This is a genomic window from Sinobaca qinghaiensis (assembly GCF_003610495.1).
Classification (GTDB): domain Bacteria; phylum Bacillota; class Bacilli; order Bacillales; family Marinococcaceae; genus Sinobaca; species Sinobaca qinghaiensis.
Genome location: NZ_RAPK01000006.1, coordinates 332,972 through 347,871, shown reverse-complemented (window position 1 = coordinate 347,871; position 14,900 = coordinate 332,972). Strand labels below are relative to the sequence as shown.

16 protein-coding genes are annotated in these 14,900 nt (G+C 48.7%); 5 read left to right on the top strand and 11 right to left on the bottom strand.

Translation table 11 applies throughout. The features are described 5' to 3' along the window. Positions 1–52 precede the first annotated feature (52 nt). Together ATL39_RS02065 and ATL39_RS02060 are read right to left on the bottom strand one after the other, a co-directional pair. Entirely contained in the window at positions 53–751 is a 699-nt protein-coding gene (locus ATL39_RS02065; RefSeq protein ID WP_120191626.1) for a CpsD/CapB family tyrosine-protein kinase, read from the bottom strand. Positions 752–837: 86 nt separating this feature from the next. After that, a complete protein-coding gene (locus ATL39_RS02060) occupies positions 838–1,629 on the bottom strand; it encodes an SGNH/GDSL hydrolase family protein (protein WP_120191625.1) in 792 nt (263 codons plus the stop codon). A gap of 199 nt (positions 1,630–1,828) precedes the next feature. Here ATL39_RS02060 and dinB point away from each other — a divergent pair, with 199 nt between their 5' ends. Further along, entirely contained in the window at positions 1,829–2,941 is a 1,113-nt protein-coding gene (gene dinB, locus ATL39_RS02055; RefSeq protein ID WP_120191624.1) for a DNA polymerase IV, read from the top strand. A 260-nt stretch (positions 2,942–3,201) separates the two neighbouring features. Here the strand turns inward: dinB and ATL39_RS02050 are convergent, their stop codons facing one another. From ATL39_RS02050 to ATL39_RS02040, 3 genes are all read right to left on the bottom strand, one after another. After that, positions 3,202–3,477: an FmdB family zinc ribbon protein gene (locus tag ATL39_RS02050; protein WP_170146806.1), complete on the bottom strand. Its 276-nt coding sequence runs from the start codon at positions 3,475–3,477 to the stop codon at positions 3,202–3,204. Positions 3,478–3,490: 13 nt separating this feature from the next. Further along, the gene (gene fmdA, locus ATL39_RS02045; RefSeq protein ID WP_120191622.1) at positions 3,491–4,672 is read right to left on the bottom strand and encodes a formamidase; all 1,182 of its coding nucleotides are present in this window, start codon (positions 4,670–4,672) and stop codon (positions 3,491–3,493) included. Between the two features lie 157 nt (positions 4,673–4,829). After that, on the bottom strand, positions 4,830–6,215 hold the full coding sequence (locus tag ATL39_RS02040; protein WP_120191621.1) for a cobyrinic acid a,c-diamide synthase CobB: 1,386 nt from the start codon (positions 6,213–6,215) through the stop codon (positions 4,830–4,832). Positions 6,216–6,372: 157 nt separating this feature from the next. Between ATL39_RS02040 and ATL39_RS02035 the strand changes: the two genes are divergently transcribed. Further along, positions 6,373–6,795: a VanZ family protein gene (locus ATL39_RS02035; protein ID WP_120191620.1), complete on the top strand. Its 423-nt coding sequence runs from the start codon at positions 6,373–6,375 to the stop codon at positions 6,793–6,795. 82 nt (positions 6,796–6,877) lie between these two features. After that, complete coding sequence (locus tag ATL39_RS02030) at positions 6,878–7,300, top strand: VanZ family protein (RefSeq protein WP_120191619.1); 423 nt, start codon at positions 6,878–6,880, stop codon at positions 7,298–7,300. On the opposite strand, the gene ATL39_RS02025 is transcribed toward ATL39_RS02030, so the two are convergent. The 6 genes from ATL39_RS02025 to ATL39_RS02000 form a co-directional block, all read right to left on the bottom strand. Next, positions 7,270–7,785, bottom strand: a complete 516-nt coding sequence (locus ATL39_RS02025; RefSeq protein ID WP_120191618.1) for a winged helix-turn-helix domain-containing protein — start codon at positions 7,783–7,785, stop codon at positions 7,270–7,272. The genes ATL39_RS02030 and ATL39_RS02025 overlap by 31 nt on opposite strands. 193 nt (positions 7,786–7,978) lie before the next feature. Beyond that, positions 7,979–8,599, bottom strand: a complete 621-nt coding sequence (locus tag ATL39_RS02020; protein WP_120191617.1) for a flavin reductase family protein — start codon at positions 8,597–8,599, stop codon at positions 7,979–7,981. Next, positions 8,586–9,848, bottom strand: a complete 1,263-nt coding sequence (locus tag ATL39_RS02015; protein WP_120191616.1) for an MFS transporter — start codon at positions 9,846–9,848, stop codon at positions 8,586–8,588. Before ATL39_RS02015 ends, ATL39_RS02020 begins: the two co-directional genes overlap by 14 nt. A gap of 41 nt (positions 9,849–9,889) precedes the next feature. Next, positions 9,890–11,425 carry a sodium:solute symporter family protein gene (locus ATL39_RS02010; protein ID WP_120191615.1) on the bottom strand — a complete coding sequence of 512 codons (1,536 nt, stop codon included), beginning with the start codon at positions 11,423–11,425 and terminating at the stop codon, positions 9,890–9,892. Next, positions 11,422–11,679, bottom strand: a complete 258-nt coding sequence (locus ATL39_RS02005; RefSeq protein ID WP_120191614.1) for a hypothetical protein — start codon at positions 11,677–11,679, stop codon at positions 11,422–11,424. Before ATL39_RS02005 ends, ATL39_RS02010 begins: the two co-directional genes overlap by 4 nt. Before the next feature lie 73 nt (positions 11,680–11,752). Continuing rightward, entirely contained in the window at positions 11,753–12,997 is a 1,245-nt protein-coding gene (locus ATL39_RS02000) for a CaiB/BaiF CoA transferase family protein (RefSeq protein ID WP_120191613.1), read from the bottom strand. Between the two features lie 279 nt (positions 12,998–13,276). Here ATL39_RS02000 and ATL39_RS01995 point away from each other — a divergent pair, with 279 nt between their 5' ends. Together ATL39_RS01995 and ATL39_RS01990 are read left to right on the top strand one after the other, a co-directional pair. Beyond that, positions 13,277–13,927, top strand: a complete 651-nt coding sequence (locus ATL39_RS01995) for a GntR family transcriptional regulator (RefSeq protein WP_120191612.1) — start codon at positions 13,277–13,279, stop codon at positions 13,925–13,927. Continuing rightward, positions 13,920–14,819 (top strand): hydroxymethylglutaryl-CoA lyase, encoded by a 900-nt coding sequence (locus tag ATL39_RS01990; protein ID WP_120191611.1) that lies wholly within the window; start codon positions 13,920–13,922, stop codon positions 14,817–14,819. The genes ATL39_RS01995 and ATL39_RS01990 overlap by 8 nt, the downstream gene beginning before the upstream one ends. Positions 14,820–14,900: the final 81 nt, after the last annotated feature.

The following is a 14,900-nucleotide window of genomic DNA, read 5'->3' as shown; positions in this document are numbered from 1 at the left end:
CGTTGATTGGTTAAATATTATATTACTCGAAGCCATCTGTCAATAATTATTATTACGATTCTCCGTAATAATAGTAGTAGCGCTGATCCATGCCTTTAACCTGGTTCAAAATGCAGCCGAGTATAGGCACTCCTGTCACTTCAAGCAGTTCTTTTGCTTTAACAGCTGAATCTTTCTCTGTGTCTCCGCTTTTAATAACAAGGATGGTTCCATCACAGTATTTTGATATAACCTGTACATCCGTTACAGCGAGTACAGGCGGGGCATCAAATAAAATAATATCGTATTCCTTTTTTAAATCATTTACCAGATTCTCCATAGCCGTTGTGCCAAGAATTTCAGCCGGGTTCGGCGGAATCGGTCCGCTTGGAAGAATATCCAGATCCGGCACTTCGGTTTTCTGGGTAAACGTATGAAAGGGCTCTTTGTTGGCCAGCACGTTAATCAACCCATTTGTATTCGTACGGCGGAACGTGTAATGCACCGTCGGCTTTCTTAAGTCTGCGTCGACGAGGATAGTTTTCTTTCCCTGCTGGGCCATCGTTACGGCGAGATTTGCGACTGTCGTTGACTTGCCCTCGCCCGGGCCTGCTGATGTAATCGCAATGGTCTGTACATTATTATCGACTGATGCATACTGAAGGTTCGTCCGAATCGTCCGGTACTGCTCGGCTACTGGTGACTTGCTGTTGAACCAGGTAACCAACTTACGGCTGCTCTGCCCGGTTTGATCCTTCTTGCGTTTTGCCATTTTACACACTCCTGCTGTCTATTCTTTTATGTATCTCTTTTCAATATTTCCAGTGTACCACACAGTCTCCAGGAGATTTGGCTTATTTATAGAGCTTCTTCCCCTGTGAAATAATCAGTAAGCGCCTGGGCCCAAAGTTCGTGCCCGGCCGCAGATGGATCGCCGTTTTCTTCTAAGTACTCTTCGTTTAGTTCTGCATTGTCTGTATCCGGCCAGGCTTCCCAATGGTTAATATAATTCAGGTTGTTTTCCCCGGCGTTTGCCCGCAGTGCCTCTACCTGGTCAATGTAATATCTTGCTTCGTATACCGGCTGCGGCGGCTGTATAAAGACAGCAGCTTCCGGATTGGCAGCTTCCACCGTGTTCACAAAAGCATTGGTATTAAAGAGAGTATCCTCTACGCTCACTTCTCCATTATCGTTGAGAACAAATGGTTCAAAAACAAGCACATCCGGTTCCAGCCCGGCGGCCGTTACGTCCCCGTCTGCTGCCATGACTTCCAGCGACGTGCTGCTTCCAAACGTCGAGGCACGCACTGATATGCTGTCCGTATCATAATAGCTGCGAAGCTTTTCCTGAAGCAGGGCAGGAACATTTTCCTCTGCTGACTCCAGCGCTCCGGAGCCTGAGAGCACAATTGTAAGCTCCTCGCCTGCATCCATGCTTTCCTGCAGTTTCTGACCGAACTCTTCCTGCGCTCCTTCTAAAGGAGCTTCATTTGCTGCGGTCGTTTCTGCTCCCGATACTGATGATTCTTCTTCTGTATGTTCTCCGTCGGACTGTACCGTCGAAGCAATTTTCTGGTCATAGTGAATTTTCCCGTATACCATTACAGCTATAAATACGATTAATAATGCTGCAAAACCAATTTTTTTCATACTTACGCCCCAATTTTTCATAATAATGAAACTGCCACTTCTCTTATCTTACCTAAAAGAGTGGTAAATTCAAAGGACTATATAAAGAACAAAGGAAATATTTTCCTTTTATACTCATAACGAACGTGCGTTTGTTTTTATGGCATTCCCTCTATATAATGGAGGAAACGATATGGAAACGGAAAAAAGGTGATAAAACATGGATACCTCTCCGATTCGGAAAATAATTCATATAGATATGGATGCCTTCTATGCATCCATCGAGCAGCGGGACCGTCCCGAACTCCGCGGGAAGCCGGTAGTGGTAGGGGGAAGCCCTCATTCCAGAGGAGTGGTGGCTACCTGCTCCTACGAAGCAAGACCGTTTGGCATTCATTCGGCGATGGCCTCCCATGAAGCCTATAAGCGCTGTCCCCAGGCTGTATTTGTGCGGGGCAACATGCAGAAATACCGGGAGGTTTCCAAGGGGATTATGGATATTTTTTATGAAATAACCGACCTGGTCGAGCCGCTCTCTCTTGATGAGGCTTATTTGGATGTGACGGAAAACAAGCTGGGCTATCCTTCGGCAACGTATGTAGCACGTGAAATAAAAAAAAGAATTAAAGAAAAGACCGGACTGAATGCATCTGCCGGCGTGTCTTATAATAAATTTCTCGCAAAAATTGCTTCCGACTATGATAAACCGGACGGTCTGACCGTAGTGACACCCGAAAAAGCTCCCGCCTTTATCCGCGAGCTTCCGATCGGTGACTTCCGTGGAGTCGGAAAATCCACAAAAGAAAAATTTCTGGAAATGGGCGTGCATACAGGCTCTGATCTGCTGTCGTGGAGCGAAGAGGATCTGGTACGCATCTTTCACAAACGCGGCCATACATTTTACAACAATTCCCGGGGCATTGACGAACGGGAAGTCAATCCCTATCGGGAGCGCAAGTCCATGGGCCGGGAAACGACGCTTCCGCACAATATCAGCGAATATGAAGACATGCTTCCTATCGTAAAGGACCTTCTGCAGCAGGTGCTCAGCCGTCTGCAGGCGGACCGGATCCGCGTGAAGTGCGTCGTGCTGAAAGTGAAATTTTATGATTTTAAGCAGATCACCCGGCGGACCACGCTCGATGATCCGACCGACGATCAGGAGGTGCTGCTTGCCGCGCTGGGTGAACAGCTGGAACATATCGCCTCGCTCGGCCGGGAAGTAAGACTCCTCGGCGTAACGACCTCTGATTTCCACGGAGCAGGCGATGCCGCTGGAGGCAGAGGCAAGGTGTACAAAACGACACGCTACGAACAGCTGAGGCTGTTCTAACAAAAAAGCAGCCGCATGGGCTGCTCCGTCTGGTGAAAAATAAAAATACGTATTTTATATAGAAATTTGTAAAACGGAGCGCTTTCCGCAGGCCATGCCTCAGCTGAAGAGAAAAACACTCTTCATCTTCACCGATGGCTGTTCTGCAGGAGACGCTCCTTTTTATTTTTCTACAAAGAGTTAAATAATCTCGAAATCATGTATAAATATACAAGATGAAATGGTTTCACGACACTCTAAAAAGCCGCATGGGCTGCTTTTTAACCACCGATCTGCCACGGCCTTGATACAGCTGGACGTTTTTTGCGGATGGGCGTACCGGTCTGCTCTCCTTTTTTCCGAAGACGTGGTTCGGCGCCGCTGTCTATTTTCTGTTTCACGGTGCTGTTCATTTTATAAACTGATGGAGCAAAGAATAAACGCTTCGCCTCCCCACCGCAGGAAGGACATACCGCACGGCTTTTGTCTCCTTTTGTTGAGGAATGAAACTCATCAAATCTATCTCCGTTCCCACACTCAAATGTATATACAGGCACAGGCCTTCCCTCCTTATTCTGACGGATCCATCGATTTATCAAAAATAGCTTTCGGAATCGACACGGTGCAGCAGGCATTTGGTATATCTACAATACCCGCAATATGGCCTTCCACCGGAGCTGTTCCAAGCAGCATGTAAGCCTGCTCTGCGGTATAGCCTTTTGTTTTCAAATATTCAATCGCATTCAGGCAGGCATTCTGATAGGCAATATTGGAATCCAGGTAGCTCTGTTTCCCATCGGATTTATTGACGGAAATTCCTTCAAATACAAGGTATTCACTGTATTGGGGATCCATCGGCCCCGGCTGGAAAACCGGATTTTTATGGATATGGTTTTTCTCCATGCCGCCTTTTATCACTTCTACATGAAGATCAATCCAGCCCGGCATTTCAATCCCGCCGCAGAACGTAATTTCCCCGTCCCCCTGGGAGAAATGAAGATCGCCGACAGAAAGCTTTGCACCTTCCACAAACACTGGAAAGTATATTCTCGAGCCGAGCGAAAGGTTTTTAATATCGCAGTTGCCTCCATTTTCCCGGGGAGGAACGGTTCTTGCTCCTTCTTTCGCTACTTTATCAAATGCTTCTCCTTTTAATGTTCCAAGCACAACGCTGTCTTTATCCGGCAGGTTGGCAAGCGGTGGAACCCGGTCCGGATCGGTTTTGACAAGCTCTTCTTCCCGCCTGTTCCATTCTGCCAGCAGCTCATGCGACGGGGCTACGCCAATAAGGCCGGGATGAATAATGCCGGCGAACTTCACTCCCGGAATGTGCCGGGACGTCGTGTAGATACCGTGAAAATCCCATATTGATTTCTGTGCTTCCGGAAAGTGCTCCACGAGGAAGCTGCCGCCGTTTTCTTTTGCAAATACGCCGTTAAATCCCCACTCCTGTTCCTGCAGAGCACCAACGTTAAGTATATCCACTACAAGCAGATCTCCCGGCTCCACCCCGTTTACATGAACCGGGCCGCTCAGCACATGCACCCGATTCAGGTTCACATCGCGGATGTCGGACGGGTCATCATTATTTTTGATCTGTCCGTCGGTCCAGTCCAGGCACTCCATGCGGAAAGACTGGCCGGGATCGACTGAAAACGCAGCGGGAATGTCCGGGTGCCACCTGTTGTGGCCGGGAATATCCTGCTTATCCATCGGTTTTGACAAATCCACTTTAAATAATTTTTCGGGCATATATTTATTCCTCCTTTTGTATAGTTTAGTTATTATTCCCTTAAATCTTTGTTTTATATCAGAAAAATCAGAATTTTAATGGGAGAAAATGTACAAAAGGAAATAAGCATAAAAAAAGAGCAGAAAGGCTGCCCTTTCCGCTCCTGCTCAGCAAACATCAAACTTGTTGTTTATTCTCTTTCTTTTCCCGCCAGGCGGCGGCTTTCTCTACAAAACGGGCCGGGATGGAGGGGTTGGAACCAAAATGAAGATGCGTGTAGCCTGCGGTGATGTGATCGGTATAGTAGCCTTCCTGCTTTGTTCCTCTCATCGCCTTTACTTCGTGGTGAGGGGGCCAGTCTGCTTTTTCCTCCGCGGTGGAGTAATGAAATTCGTGGCCTTTTGCCACCGTGCCCCGGCGCATAATAACGGAATCATCCAAAGCCGTTATTTCCCGGTATCCGAGGGATGCAAGCTTCGTCTGCATCGTAACAGCCACCGGTATAATACCGAGCATCTCATGCGGAATACCGTCTGTGGTTGTCAGCGTGTCTCCCAGATACATGTAGCCTCCGCATTCTGCATAAACGGGAAGCTTTTCTTTCAACGCTTCGCGGATGGACGTTTTTGTTTTCTGATTCCCGGCCAGCTCTTCCGCGAATTCCTCCGGGAAACCGCCGCCGATATAAAGACCATCTGCCTGAGAAGGAAGCGGTTCGTCTGCCAGCGGCTTGAAGTAGACCAGCTCAGCCCCGCTTTCTTCCAACAGCTCCAGGTTTTCCGGGTAATAAAAATTAAATGCCGCGTCATACGCTACAGCAATAACTGCATGATGCTTAGGCTCAACAGGTTTCCGGACCGGCCATTCTCTATCAGGGGCAGAAGCTGCAATTTCATAGATCCGGTCCAGGTCTATCCGCTCTGCCATTACCGTACCGAGCTCAGCAAAAAAGCTGTCCAGCTCCCCCCGCTCAATAGCAGGGATCAGTCCTAAGTGGCGTTCCGGAATAGCCGGAGCATCCCCCCGAAGCAGAAAGCCGACAACAGGTACATTACATTCCTGTTCAATAGCTGTCTGGCAGAGTTTGGCGTGTCCTTCACTTCCTGCCATGTTAAGCAGCACGCCGGCAATGCGGCTGGAGTCGGACAGGGACTGAAATCCTTTAACAATAGCCGCGGCGCTTCTTGCCATGCTGGAAATATTGACAACCAGAATGACCGGAGCTTCTAGCATTTGACTGACTTCTGCTGTGCTGCCTTGATCGGATGTTGGACTTTTTCCATCGTACATGCCCATCACCCCTTCAATCACTGAAATATCTGCGTCCCCGCTGCCGCGGCGGAACACATCCTTCATTCCTTCTTCCCCGAGCATCCAGCTGTCTGTGTTTCTTGAAGCCCGTCCGGTCACCGCTGTATGATAGCTTGGGTCAATATAATCGGGTCCGCATTTAAATCCCTGTGCCTGCAGCCCTTTATTTTTAAATGCCTGAAGCAGGCCGACGGTAACGGTCGTTTTCCCGCTTCCGCTGCCTGTTCCGGCGATCACAATTCTTGGGTTCATGCCTTCACGTCCTTTTTTAAAATAAAGTCTGGTTGAAGCGTCATTTATCTGCTTATAAAAGCAATAATAACACTATTTTCAATAAATACCATTTCAGCAAAAGTCTGCGTGACTTTCTTTTTTTCCTGCTTTATACTTCTCTACAGGTGATGCAGACATGTGGAATACAAAATATATTTGGGGGACAGCGGCACTCGGCTGGTGTCTTATTATTGCAGCGGCTACACGGATGACATTTTTTACAGGGAGCTCGACGGAACGGATGTTTACCAATCCGTTTCTTGATGCCGCGGTTGTGAACTTTTTTCTTAGAAAATCGGTCCATCTGGCCGCGTTCGGCCTGCTGGCTGTATTATGCTGGCTGGCTCTCCGGGGAGCTTCGCTTCGTTTCATAAAAGCGTGGGCCCTGGCTGCCGGATACGGTCTGGTTGATGAATGGCACCAGTCCTTTATGCCGGAGCGGACCGCCCTGTTTACCGACGTTCTAATTAACGCCGCCGGCGCCGCAGCAGCCCTGCTTGCCGTGGGACTCGTTTTATTTGTACGGCGTAGACAAAGCAAAAAACGGCTGTTTACGTAACAGCCGTTAGAAAAAGTGGACTTTCCTTGAAAAGCATTATATACTGATTGATTCTACAGACAAAAAATGGGAGGCACTTATTATGGCAATGGTACGATGGCATTGGCTTCTTATTGGTGCAGCCCTTGTAATAGCACTATATGCACTGACATCTTCTTCTGTGGCTACCGGATCGAGCACGGAACGCATCTTGTCGATCATTCCGCTTGTTCCGACAGAGCCGTTGAATTTTGTCGTCCGCAAAACGGCCCACATTATGGTCTTCAGCGGAATCGCTCTTATTTTATGGCGCACGTTCTCCAAATCAAAATGGTCGTACGTGATTGGCTGGGCCGGCGCAAGCTTTGTAGGCTTAGCTGATGAAATTCATCAGTTTTTCATAGACGGCCGCAGCGCCGCTTTCAGCGACGTTATTCTAAATTCTTCTGCCGCTGCATTTACTCTGTTCATTGCTTTTGCAGCCGTTCAGATTATTCATTTTGTTAACTGGCTGAGATACGAATAATCCCAGATTTTAAAGCAGGATGTCCTGCTTTTTTTTTGTTCCTCGAACTGCTCCTGGCTCATCATAGAGATGGGCGCCCCCTGTTTTGGAAAAATCATATGGCCGGCACCCGCCTGATCCATGTCGTGAACTACTATGTATTCAAATGATTTTTCTTCGTTAAATTCTCCAAGATATATTTGTTTTACGGCTGGAGATTCACAGATTTCCTTCATCTCTTCCCACTTCGTGAAACGCCATACGAGACGCTGTATGTCTTCAAAATATTCGTGATCCTTATTGGCCCGGTACATGATCGTGTTGCCTGCATCTCTTGTAAGCAGCAGTTCTTCACTTGTCAGACGCAGAAGTTCCACTCGGACGGCGTTGGCGGAATCATTAAATTCTTTTGCAAGCTGGCGGAGGTATGCTTCATTTTCTGATCTGACAAAAAATTTAAGAAGCAGGCGCAGCCTTGTTTTGGAGGTGATTAGTTGTCTCAGCATAATGGGCCCCTTTTTTATATGATAAACGTTTCGAATTGTCTTCCTTAATATCGGCAGGGTATCCTGTTTTTCCAGTGCTCCAGTAAAAAAATGTCAATAAAATTTCACAAGTATACAAAAAGACCCCTCACAGGGAGGGGGCGGATGGATCAGTATAAAATTTCCAGGCGGCGCTTTCTATCAAACCGCCGGATCAATCGTCCTGCGGCAGTGGATACGAGTCTGTCAGGCCGGCATAGTCTCCTGCCAGGCGTCCAAGAGGCTTCCAGTAATCGATGTCTGTTTTGTAATTGCCTAAGTACACATCTTCGTTCATACGCACGTGCTTGACTTCTCCCAGCACCAGATGGTCACTGCCTACGGGAATAATCTGCGAGAGCCGGCATTCAAAAGCGATCGGCGATTCCTTTACGGAGGGGACGCTGACCAGATAAGACGGTTCTTTTGTCAGTCCCGTCATTTCAAATTCATCAATGGACGAATCTACGCTTTTTGATGAACGGTGCATTTTGCTGCCGAGGCTTTCCGGCACAATATTAATAACATATTCTTCTGTCGCACGTATGTTTTCCAACGTATCTTTGACGGTACCTTCGCGTTCATTGACACCTGGACCGATCGACACAAGCAGGGTCGGCGGCTTTCTTGAAGCAACGGTAAAAAAGCTGAAAGGCGCCAGATTAAGCACTCCTTCTTTATCTTTGGAGCTGATCCATGCAATCGGCCTTGGGACAATTGATCCGATTAACAGCTTATACATATCTTTGTCATTTAAGTCTTCCGGTATAAAGGATAAAGCGTCATGGCCGGGCATAGGTTTCGTCCTTTCTTGTTGAAATATGAAGATAGATAAATAAACATCCTATTAGTCCGAGCAGGCCTGCAAGACTGTACCAGCCGGCTGTAAAAGCACCGGTAACATCCGTAATCAGTCCAAAAAGAGGCGGTCCGATAATAACACCCCAGGAACCGACGCTGATACTAAAGCCGCTCGCAAGTCCTGCTTCTTTTGCCGGGACAAGCTCTGTCGCGGCATTCATCCACAAGCCATTAAACCCGGAAACACAGCTTCCGAAGAAAAAGGCAAGAACAGCCATGGATAAAAATGATGCACCGGGCGAGAACCCCGCCATAATAACAGAGCAGACGGCAGAAACGACTGCAATAATACTCAGGATAATCAAGCGGTTCCCGTGGAACAAGCGGTCGCTGACCGTTCCCCATCCCACACGCCCAAGGGATCCTGCGATTTCTGACACGACCAAAAGCAGGCCCGCCTGGTAAATGGGGAGTCCGATGATTTGAATCGCATAAATAATCATATACGTATTCAGACACATCTGGGCTCCATTGATGCCCATCGCGCCTCCGCTCATCAGCAGAAGCGGACGATTACGGCCCATTGCCTTGAGCCGCTTAAATGTTTCCCCTTTTTCCTGCGGGGTGCCGCGGATCAGCGTTGCTTCTTTCGTATCGCGGTACCGCCAGAAGCTGAGCAGTCCTGCTCCAATCAACAGCAGGGCCGCGAGCATAACGACCGGCCGCCAGCCGTACCAGCCGGCAAGCGGCACGAGCAGAAGCGCGGCCAGCCCCGATCCCGCCGTCACCCCCATCTGTTTAATGCCCATCGCCGTGCCCCGGCTTTTATGCCCGAACCAGTAAATAATGCCGCGGTTGGATGTTGGATGCATGGCTCCGTAACCGAAACCGCCGATAATGATGAGAAGCAGAAGCATTGTAAAATTGGTTGTCATCGATGCCAGGAAAAGGCTGATGCCAAGACACAGGGAGAGTGCCAGCAGCAGCGGCCTTGTGCCGATTCTGTCCACATAAATACCTGCGGGAATGGCTGCCGCAAACTGCCCAAAAAACAAGGCTGCCGGCAGCATGCCGATTTGGGCATTGGTCAGCGCCAGGCTGTCTCCGATGAAAACTCCGAGCGGCGAGAGGCTTCTACCTACAAATGCCACTAAAATCTGTGCGAACAGCAGCCAGCCAAGCATGATCCACGGCTTGTTGCCCGTTAGTTCATTTGATGCATCAGTAAGCGGTGATAAAGTCATAAACAGGACCTTCTTTGCATCAGTTTAAAAGCAGAAAGGCTCTATCCTAATGAACCTGTTTTTTCATTATACTTGATTTCTTCCAGTTTCATCGAGCTTCTTTCCTCTGCTTCATCCTGTTTCGCCTGGCTGGCCGGTATGAGAAGCGAACCAACCGTGCAGATAAAGAAGTTAGCTGCAAGCCCAATGACACCGCCGTGAACCCCCAACAGCGTGCTGTTTCCCGTCAACGTCATGGCTGCTGCAATAATGGCACCGGTGAGCATGCCCCAGAAGACCGGCACGGCCGCGAGTCTTTTCCAGTAAAGTCCAAGTACAAAAGCCGGAAACACCTGCACGAGCAGTTCAAATTTCAGTACAAAAATCTGATACAGTGTACCGGGCGGGTTCCAGGCAATCCATAAAAGCAGAGCAATCACTCCTATTCCGGCGAATTTCCCTACTTTCACCTTTTTCTTTTCCGGCGCATCCGGGTTAATATATTTGCCGTAAATATCATTGGATACCATGGAAGAAAAGCTGAGCAGCGCCGAGTCCGCCGTGGAAACAATCGCAGCTACAATCCCGCCGAACAGGATAACCATCATCCAGTAGTAAAAGCCGTTAATAGCAGCGACTTCATTGGCCATCAGGCCGACGAGCTGTTCAGAGGCAGCCGTATCAAGATCGGGAAACAACTGAATGCCAATAATACCGATAATCAACACAAATCCTGTTGTAATCGGCGGCATCAGCGCAATGCGGGACAGAGAACGTTTCAGCGTCCGCTCGCTCTGCGAAGAATAAATCCGCTGGACGGCATGCGGATAAATAGCGGCACCGAATCCAACGAGCAGAATCATACTGAGCCAGTTCACCGACGTTATAGAATCAGGAACGCCGATTTTCTCCGGTGCAGTTGTCGCGATGTCCGACGTAAGGCTTGATATCCCGCCTCCTGTCAGCGTAAGCGCACCTATGAGCAGCACAATAATGCCTACCATCAGCACGATGCCCTGCATCACGTCCGTGAAGGCCACTGCCTTCATTCCACCAAGCCATTCGTACGTCAGCATGACAAACACAAAGCCGATAACCGCATACTCATAGGGAATCGTGCCGCCGGTCAGACCGGATGCAGCCTGACCTATAGCTACAAGCTGCTCCAGCAGATAGTTACCAAGACCCCACAGCATAAGAATAATCGCAAGAATCGTGACCGCTTTATTGCGGAAACGGTACGTGACCCAGTCAGTAGGCGTAATGAAATTGGCCCGCTTGGAAATGGCGTACAGCCTTGGCGCAAACATCAAATAGACTCCGACGATAATAGTCATAAACGGAATCGACTGCAGCCAGGAAAATCCTTCCCGATACGCATTTGGGGCATATCCGACTACTGTGTTGCCGCTGTACTGGGTGGCGTATAACGTAAAAAACAAAGCAATAATCCCCAGATTTTTTCCGGCCAGGTAGTAGTCATTCAGCGATTCATTTAATTTTTTTCCTCTTCCGGCCAGGTAGCCGACAACAAGCATAATAACAGCATAAACAACCAGAATGATTATCCCGTCTGCGCCTGAAAACGTTAGATTCATTTATTCCCGCTCCTCTCCCGGCCTTCCTCCTCCAAATCCTCTACAATATCCCACTCATGCAGGCAGAGCCAGCTTAAAAAGCCGCAGAGCACAAGAGAAAGGACAGTGGAAATGAGCACCCAGTAGGGAACGCCTAATATATAGGGTTCCATGCTTCCGACCGGGAGGTACCACGGCGCATTAAACAGGACGAGCAGTCCCATCGTAATCCAGATCCAGGGCTTGCGGATCGGCTCTTTTACTTTCTTTTGCATCTTCATTCTCTCCTTTCAAATAAAAGCGCTTACATTATCTAGGGAAACAAAAGCCGGATGCAGCTCCGGCCCTTTAAATAATATGGTTGTCTTTTAACTGTTTAAGCTGTTCTTCTTTTATTTCCAAAATGGTTCCGTATACTTCTTCATTGTCAGCTCCCATTGTTCCGGCGCCGGGTTTTTTGATCCGGCCCGGAGTGCGGCTCAATTTCGGCACAATTCCCGGCATCGGAAAACTCCCAAGCTCCGGGTGCTCCACAGGTACAATCATTTCTCTTTCTTTATAATGCGGGTCGTCTACAATGTCTTCAGCCGAAAATATCTTTCCGGAAGGGACGCCTTTTTCCTCCAAAATAGCGAGTGCCTCTTCTGCGGGCAGCGATTTGGTCCATTCTTCGATCCGGAGATCCAGCGCTTTCATATTTCTGCCGCGGCCTTCATGCGTGTGATAATCGGGATGATCCGCAAGCTCCGGCTCTCCCATTGCTTCGCAGAGGCGCCGGAATACCCCGTCCGCGTTCGCACCGATGACAATATACGTTTCGTCCTGTGTAAAGTAAATGTTGGATGGGGCGACGCCCGGCAGAATGTTGCCCATCCGCTCGCGCACATAATCGGCCAGCAGGTAATCCGGAATAATGCTCTCCATCACGGAAAAGACCGACTCATAAATGGCTGTGTCAATCACCTGGCCTTTTCCGGATGTATGACGTTCATGAACTGCCGTCAGGCATCCGATCGTCGCAAACAGAGCAGCCAGCGTATCGCCAATTGATATACCAATACGCGAAGGCGGTCGGTCTTCGAACCCGGTTACGTGGCGGAGCCCTCCCATTGCTTCGCCCACGCTGCCAAATCCGGCCCGCTTTTTATAAGGACCGGTCTGGCCGAATCCGGACGTTCTCATCATAATCAGGCCGGGGTTATCCGCCGATAATTCTTCGTAGGAGGCCCCCCATTTTTCCATCGTGCCGGGTCTGAAGTTTTCAATGACGATGTCTGATTCAGCTGCAAGCTGGCGAAACAGCTTCTGGCCTTCTTCTTCTCTCATATTTAAGGTGATGGACTTTTTGTTACGTGATTGAATCGGCCACCACAGCCCTACTCCATCCTTGCTTTTTCCCCAGCTCCGCATCGGATCTGCTTTGTCCGGCGGCTCAATTTTAATAACCTCCGCTCCAAAATCAGCCAGCAGCCTGCCGGCAAAAGGACCCGCCAGCAGCGTTCCCATTTCCAGCACACGAATTCCTTCCAACGGAAGTTTCGTTTCCTCCCCGGCGGTTGATTCCGTTTTCGTCTTTTCGTCTATTTGCGCCATGCTGCGCACCTACCTTCTTTTTCAATTGTAAGCCTTTACATAATTTAATTCTAAAAACGGCTTTTGTTTCTTATAAATTAGCACTTTGTATACAAACTATCAAGTTAAATTGTCAAACTATTTAAAAATAATTCATTTATCCTATATTGACAACCTTTAATTTCCTGTTATAAATAAAGAATCAGCTGTTTTTATTATTTACATCCGTTATTGTATACAATAAACCACCATTTGGTTTTCTCTGCCCGCTTGTATACAATGGGGATAGAGGTGCTGCCCATGAACGTTTATGAAAAAATCAAACAAGCTATCGTTACCGGTCTGTACAAGCCGGGTCACAGATTAACAGAGGAAAGCCTGACAAAAGACTGGGAAGTAAGCCGGACTCCCATTCGGGAAGCGCTGAAACAGCTTGAATTCGACGGGCTGATCACCCCATTAAAACGGGGCTTCAGCGTAAGAGTTTTCTCAAAAGAGGATGTCCGCCAGGTATACGACCTGCGGGCCATGCTGGAAAGCTACGCGGCGGGACAGGCATCGATTCACCGGACAAACGGCCACCTGGAAAAAATGAAACAGGCAAACGATTCCTACGAAATGGCGTTGGAAAAGCAGGGGCAGGAACACGTCGAACGTATTGACGCTATTGTAAAGGCCAATCACGTATTTCACGACGCGGTTTTCGAAGCAAGCCGCAACGACCATGTCCGGGAGCTGATTTCCAAAGTAGTTGTATTACCCCTTATTTTCCGGTCTTTTTACTGGTTCGATGAAAAAAATCTTTTTTATTCCCTGCAGAATCACCATACGATCCTGCGGGCCGTTGAATCCGGAGATGTAGAACGGGCAAAGGCCGCGATGACCGAACATATTTTCCGCGGCAGGGATTACGTGCTTCATTATTATGAAGGAGGCGGAACAGATGATTGAACTATGCGAAGTAGGACCAAGGGACGGTATTCAAAATGAAAAGGTGCTTTTAACGACCGGTCAGAAAGTAGAAATGATTGAACGGGCTATTGGGGCAGGGGTTAGAAAAGTAGAAGCTGTTTCTTTCGTGAACCCTAAAGTCGTGCCGCAGATGGCTGATGCTGAAATTGTGGTAGATCAGCTCGAAAAACGGGAAGGAACGGAAATTGCAGGACTGGTTCTCAGCGCTTCAGGCATTGACCGTGCTCTCTCAACTTCGATCGACCGCCTGCATGCGACGCTTGCTGTAAGCGACACGTTCAACAAAAAAAATGCCAGACGCACGACTAAAGAAGGAATACAGGAACTGACACACGCTCTAAAAGAAGCAAAAGGAGAACGTCCCTTTACAGCAGTACTGGCCACATCATTTGGATGTCCATATGAAGGAGAAGTAACAGAAAAGCAGGTCATTCAGGCTGCCCAGGCTTTCGTGAAAGCCGGCGCCGACAGCGTGGTGCTTGCCGATACAACAGGCATGGCCAACCCAATTTCCGTCAAAGAACGCGTTGCCTCCGTGCAGAAGGCAGTCGGAGAGGATATACAGCTGGGTCTTCATTTTCACAATACCCGCGGCCTGGGACTGGCTAATGTGTTTGCGGGATACGAAGCCGGCATCATCCGGTTTGATGCTTCGGTCGGCGGCCTCGGCGGCTGTCCCTTTGCGCCTAATGCTGTTGGCAATGTGTCCTCGGAAGATATGATTCATATGTTCGAAGAAATGGGAGTCCCTACCGGAGTGGATCTGGATAAAATGATTGATCTGGCACGCCAGATTGAATATTGGATGGGTAAACCACTCGACGGCATGGTAATGAAAGCCGGCAAAACGAGTGAGCTTGCAAAAGCCTAGGAAAAACAAAGAGGGGCGACTCCTGCAGAACAGCCATCGGTGAAGCTGAAGAGCGCTTCTCTCTTCAGCTGAGGCATGGCC

Coding starts and splice junctions, on each gene's coding strand:
- ATL39_RS02065 (WP_120191626.1), bottom strand. CDS start 751: ATGGCAAAACGCAAGAAGGATCAAACCGGGCAGAGCAGCCGTAAGTTG.
- ATL39_RS02060 (WP_120191625.1), bottom strand. CDS start 1,629: ATGAAAAAAATTGGTTTTGCAGCATTATTAATCGTATTTATAGCTGTA.
- dinB (WP_120191624.1), top strand. CDS start 1,829: ATGGATACCTCTCCGATTCGGAAAATAATTCATATAGATATGGATGCC.
- fmdA (WP_120191622.1), bottom strand. CDS start 4,672: ATGCCCGAAAAATTATTTAAAGTGGATTTGTCAAAACCGATGGATAAG.
- ATL39_RS02040 (WP_120191621.1), bottom strand. CDS start 6,215: ATGAACCCAAGAATTGTGATCGCCGGAACAGGCAGCGGAAGCGGGAAA.
- ATL39_RS02035 (WP_120191620.1), top strand. CDS start 6,373: ATGTGGAATACAAAATATATTTGGGGGACAGCGGCACTCGGCTGGTGT.
- ATL39_RS02030 (WP_120191619.1), top strand. CDS start 6,878: ATGGCAATGGTACGATGGCATTGGCTTCTTATTGGTGCAGCCCTTGTA.
- ATL39_RS02025 (WP_120191618.1), bottom strand. CDS start 7,785: ATGCTGAGACAACTAATCACCTCCAAAACAAGGCTGCGCCTGCTTCTT.
- ATL39_RS02020 (WP_120191617.1), bottom strand. CDS start 8,599: ATGCCCGGCCATGACGCTTTATCCTTTATACCGGAAGACTTAAATGAC.
- ATL39_RS02015 (WP_120191616.1), bottom strand. CDS start 9,848: ATGACTTTATCACCGCTTACTGATGCATCAAATGAACTAACGGGCAAC.
- ATL39_RS02010 (WP_120191615.1), bottom strand. CDS start 11,425: ATGAATCTAACGTTTTCAGGCGCAGACGGGATAATCATTCTGGTTGTT.
- ATL39_RS02005 (WP_120191614.1), bottom strand. CDS start 11,679: ATGCAAAAGAAAGTAAAAGAGCCGATCCGCAAGCCCTGGATCTGGATT.
- ATL39_RS02000 (WP_120191613.1), bottom strand. CDS start 12,997: ATGGCGCAAATAGACGAAAAGACGAAAACGGAATCAACCGCCGGGGAG.
- ATL39_RS01995 (WP_120191612.1), top strand. CDS start 13,277: ATGAACGTTTATGAAAAAATCAAACAAGCTATCGTTACCGGTCTGTAC.
- ATL39_RS01990 (WP_120191611.1), top strand. CDS start 13,920: ATGATTGAACTATGCGAAGTAGGACCAAGGGACGGTATTCAAAATGAA.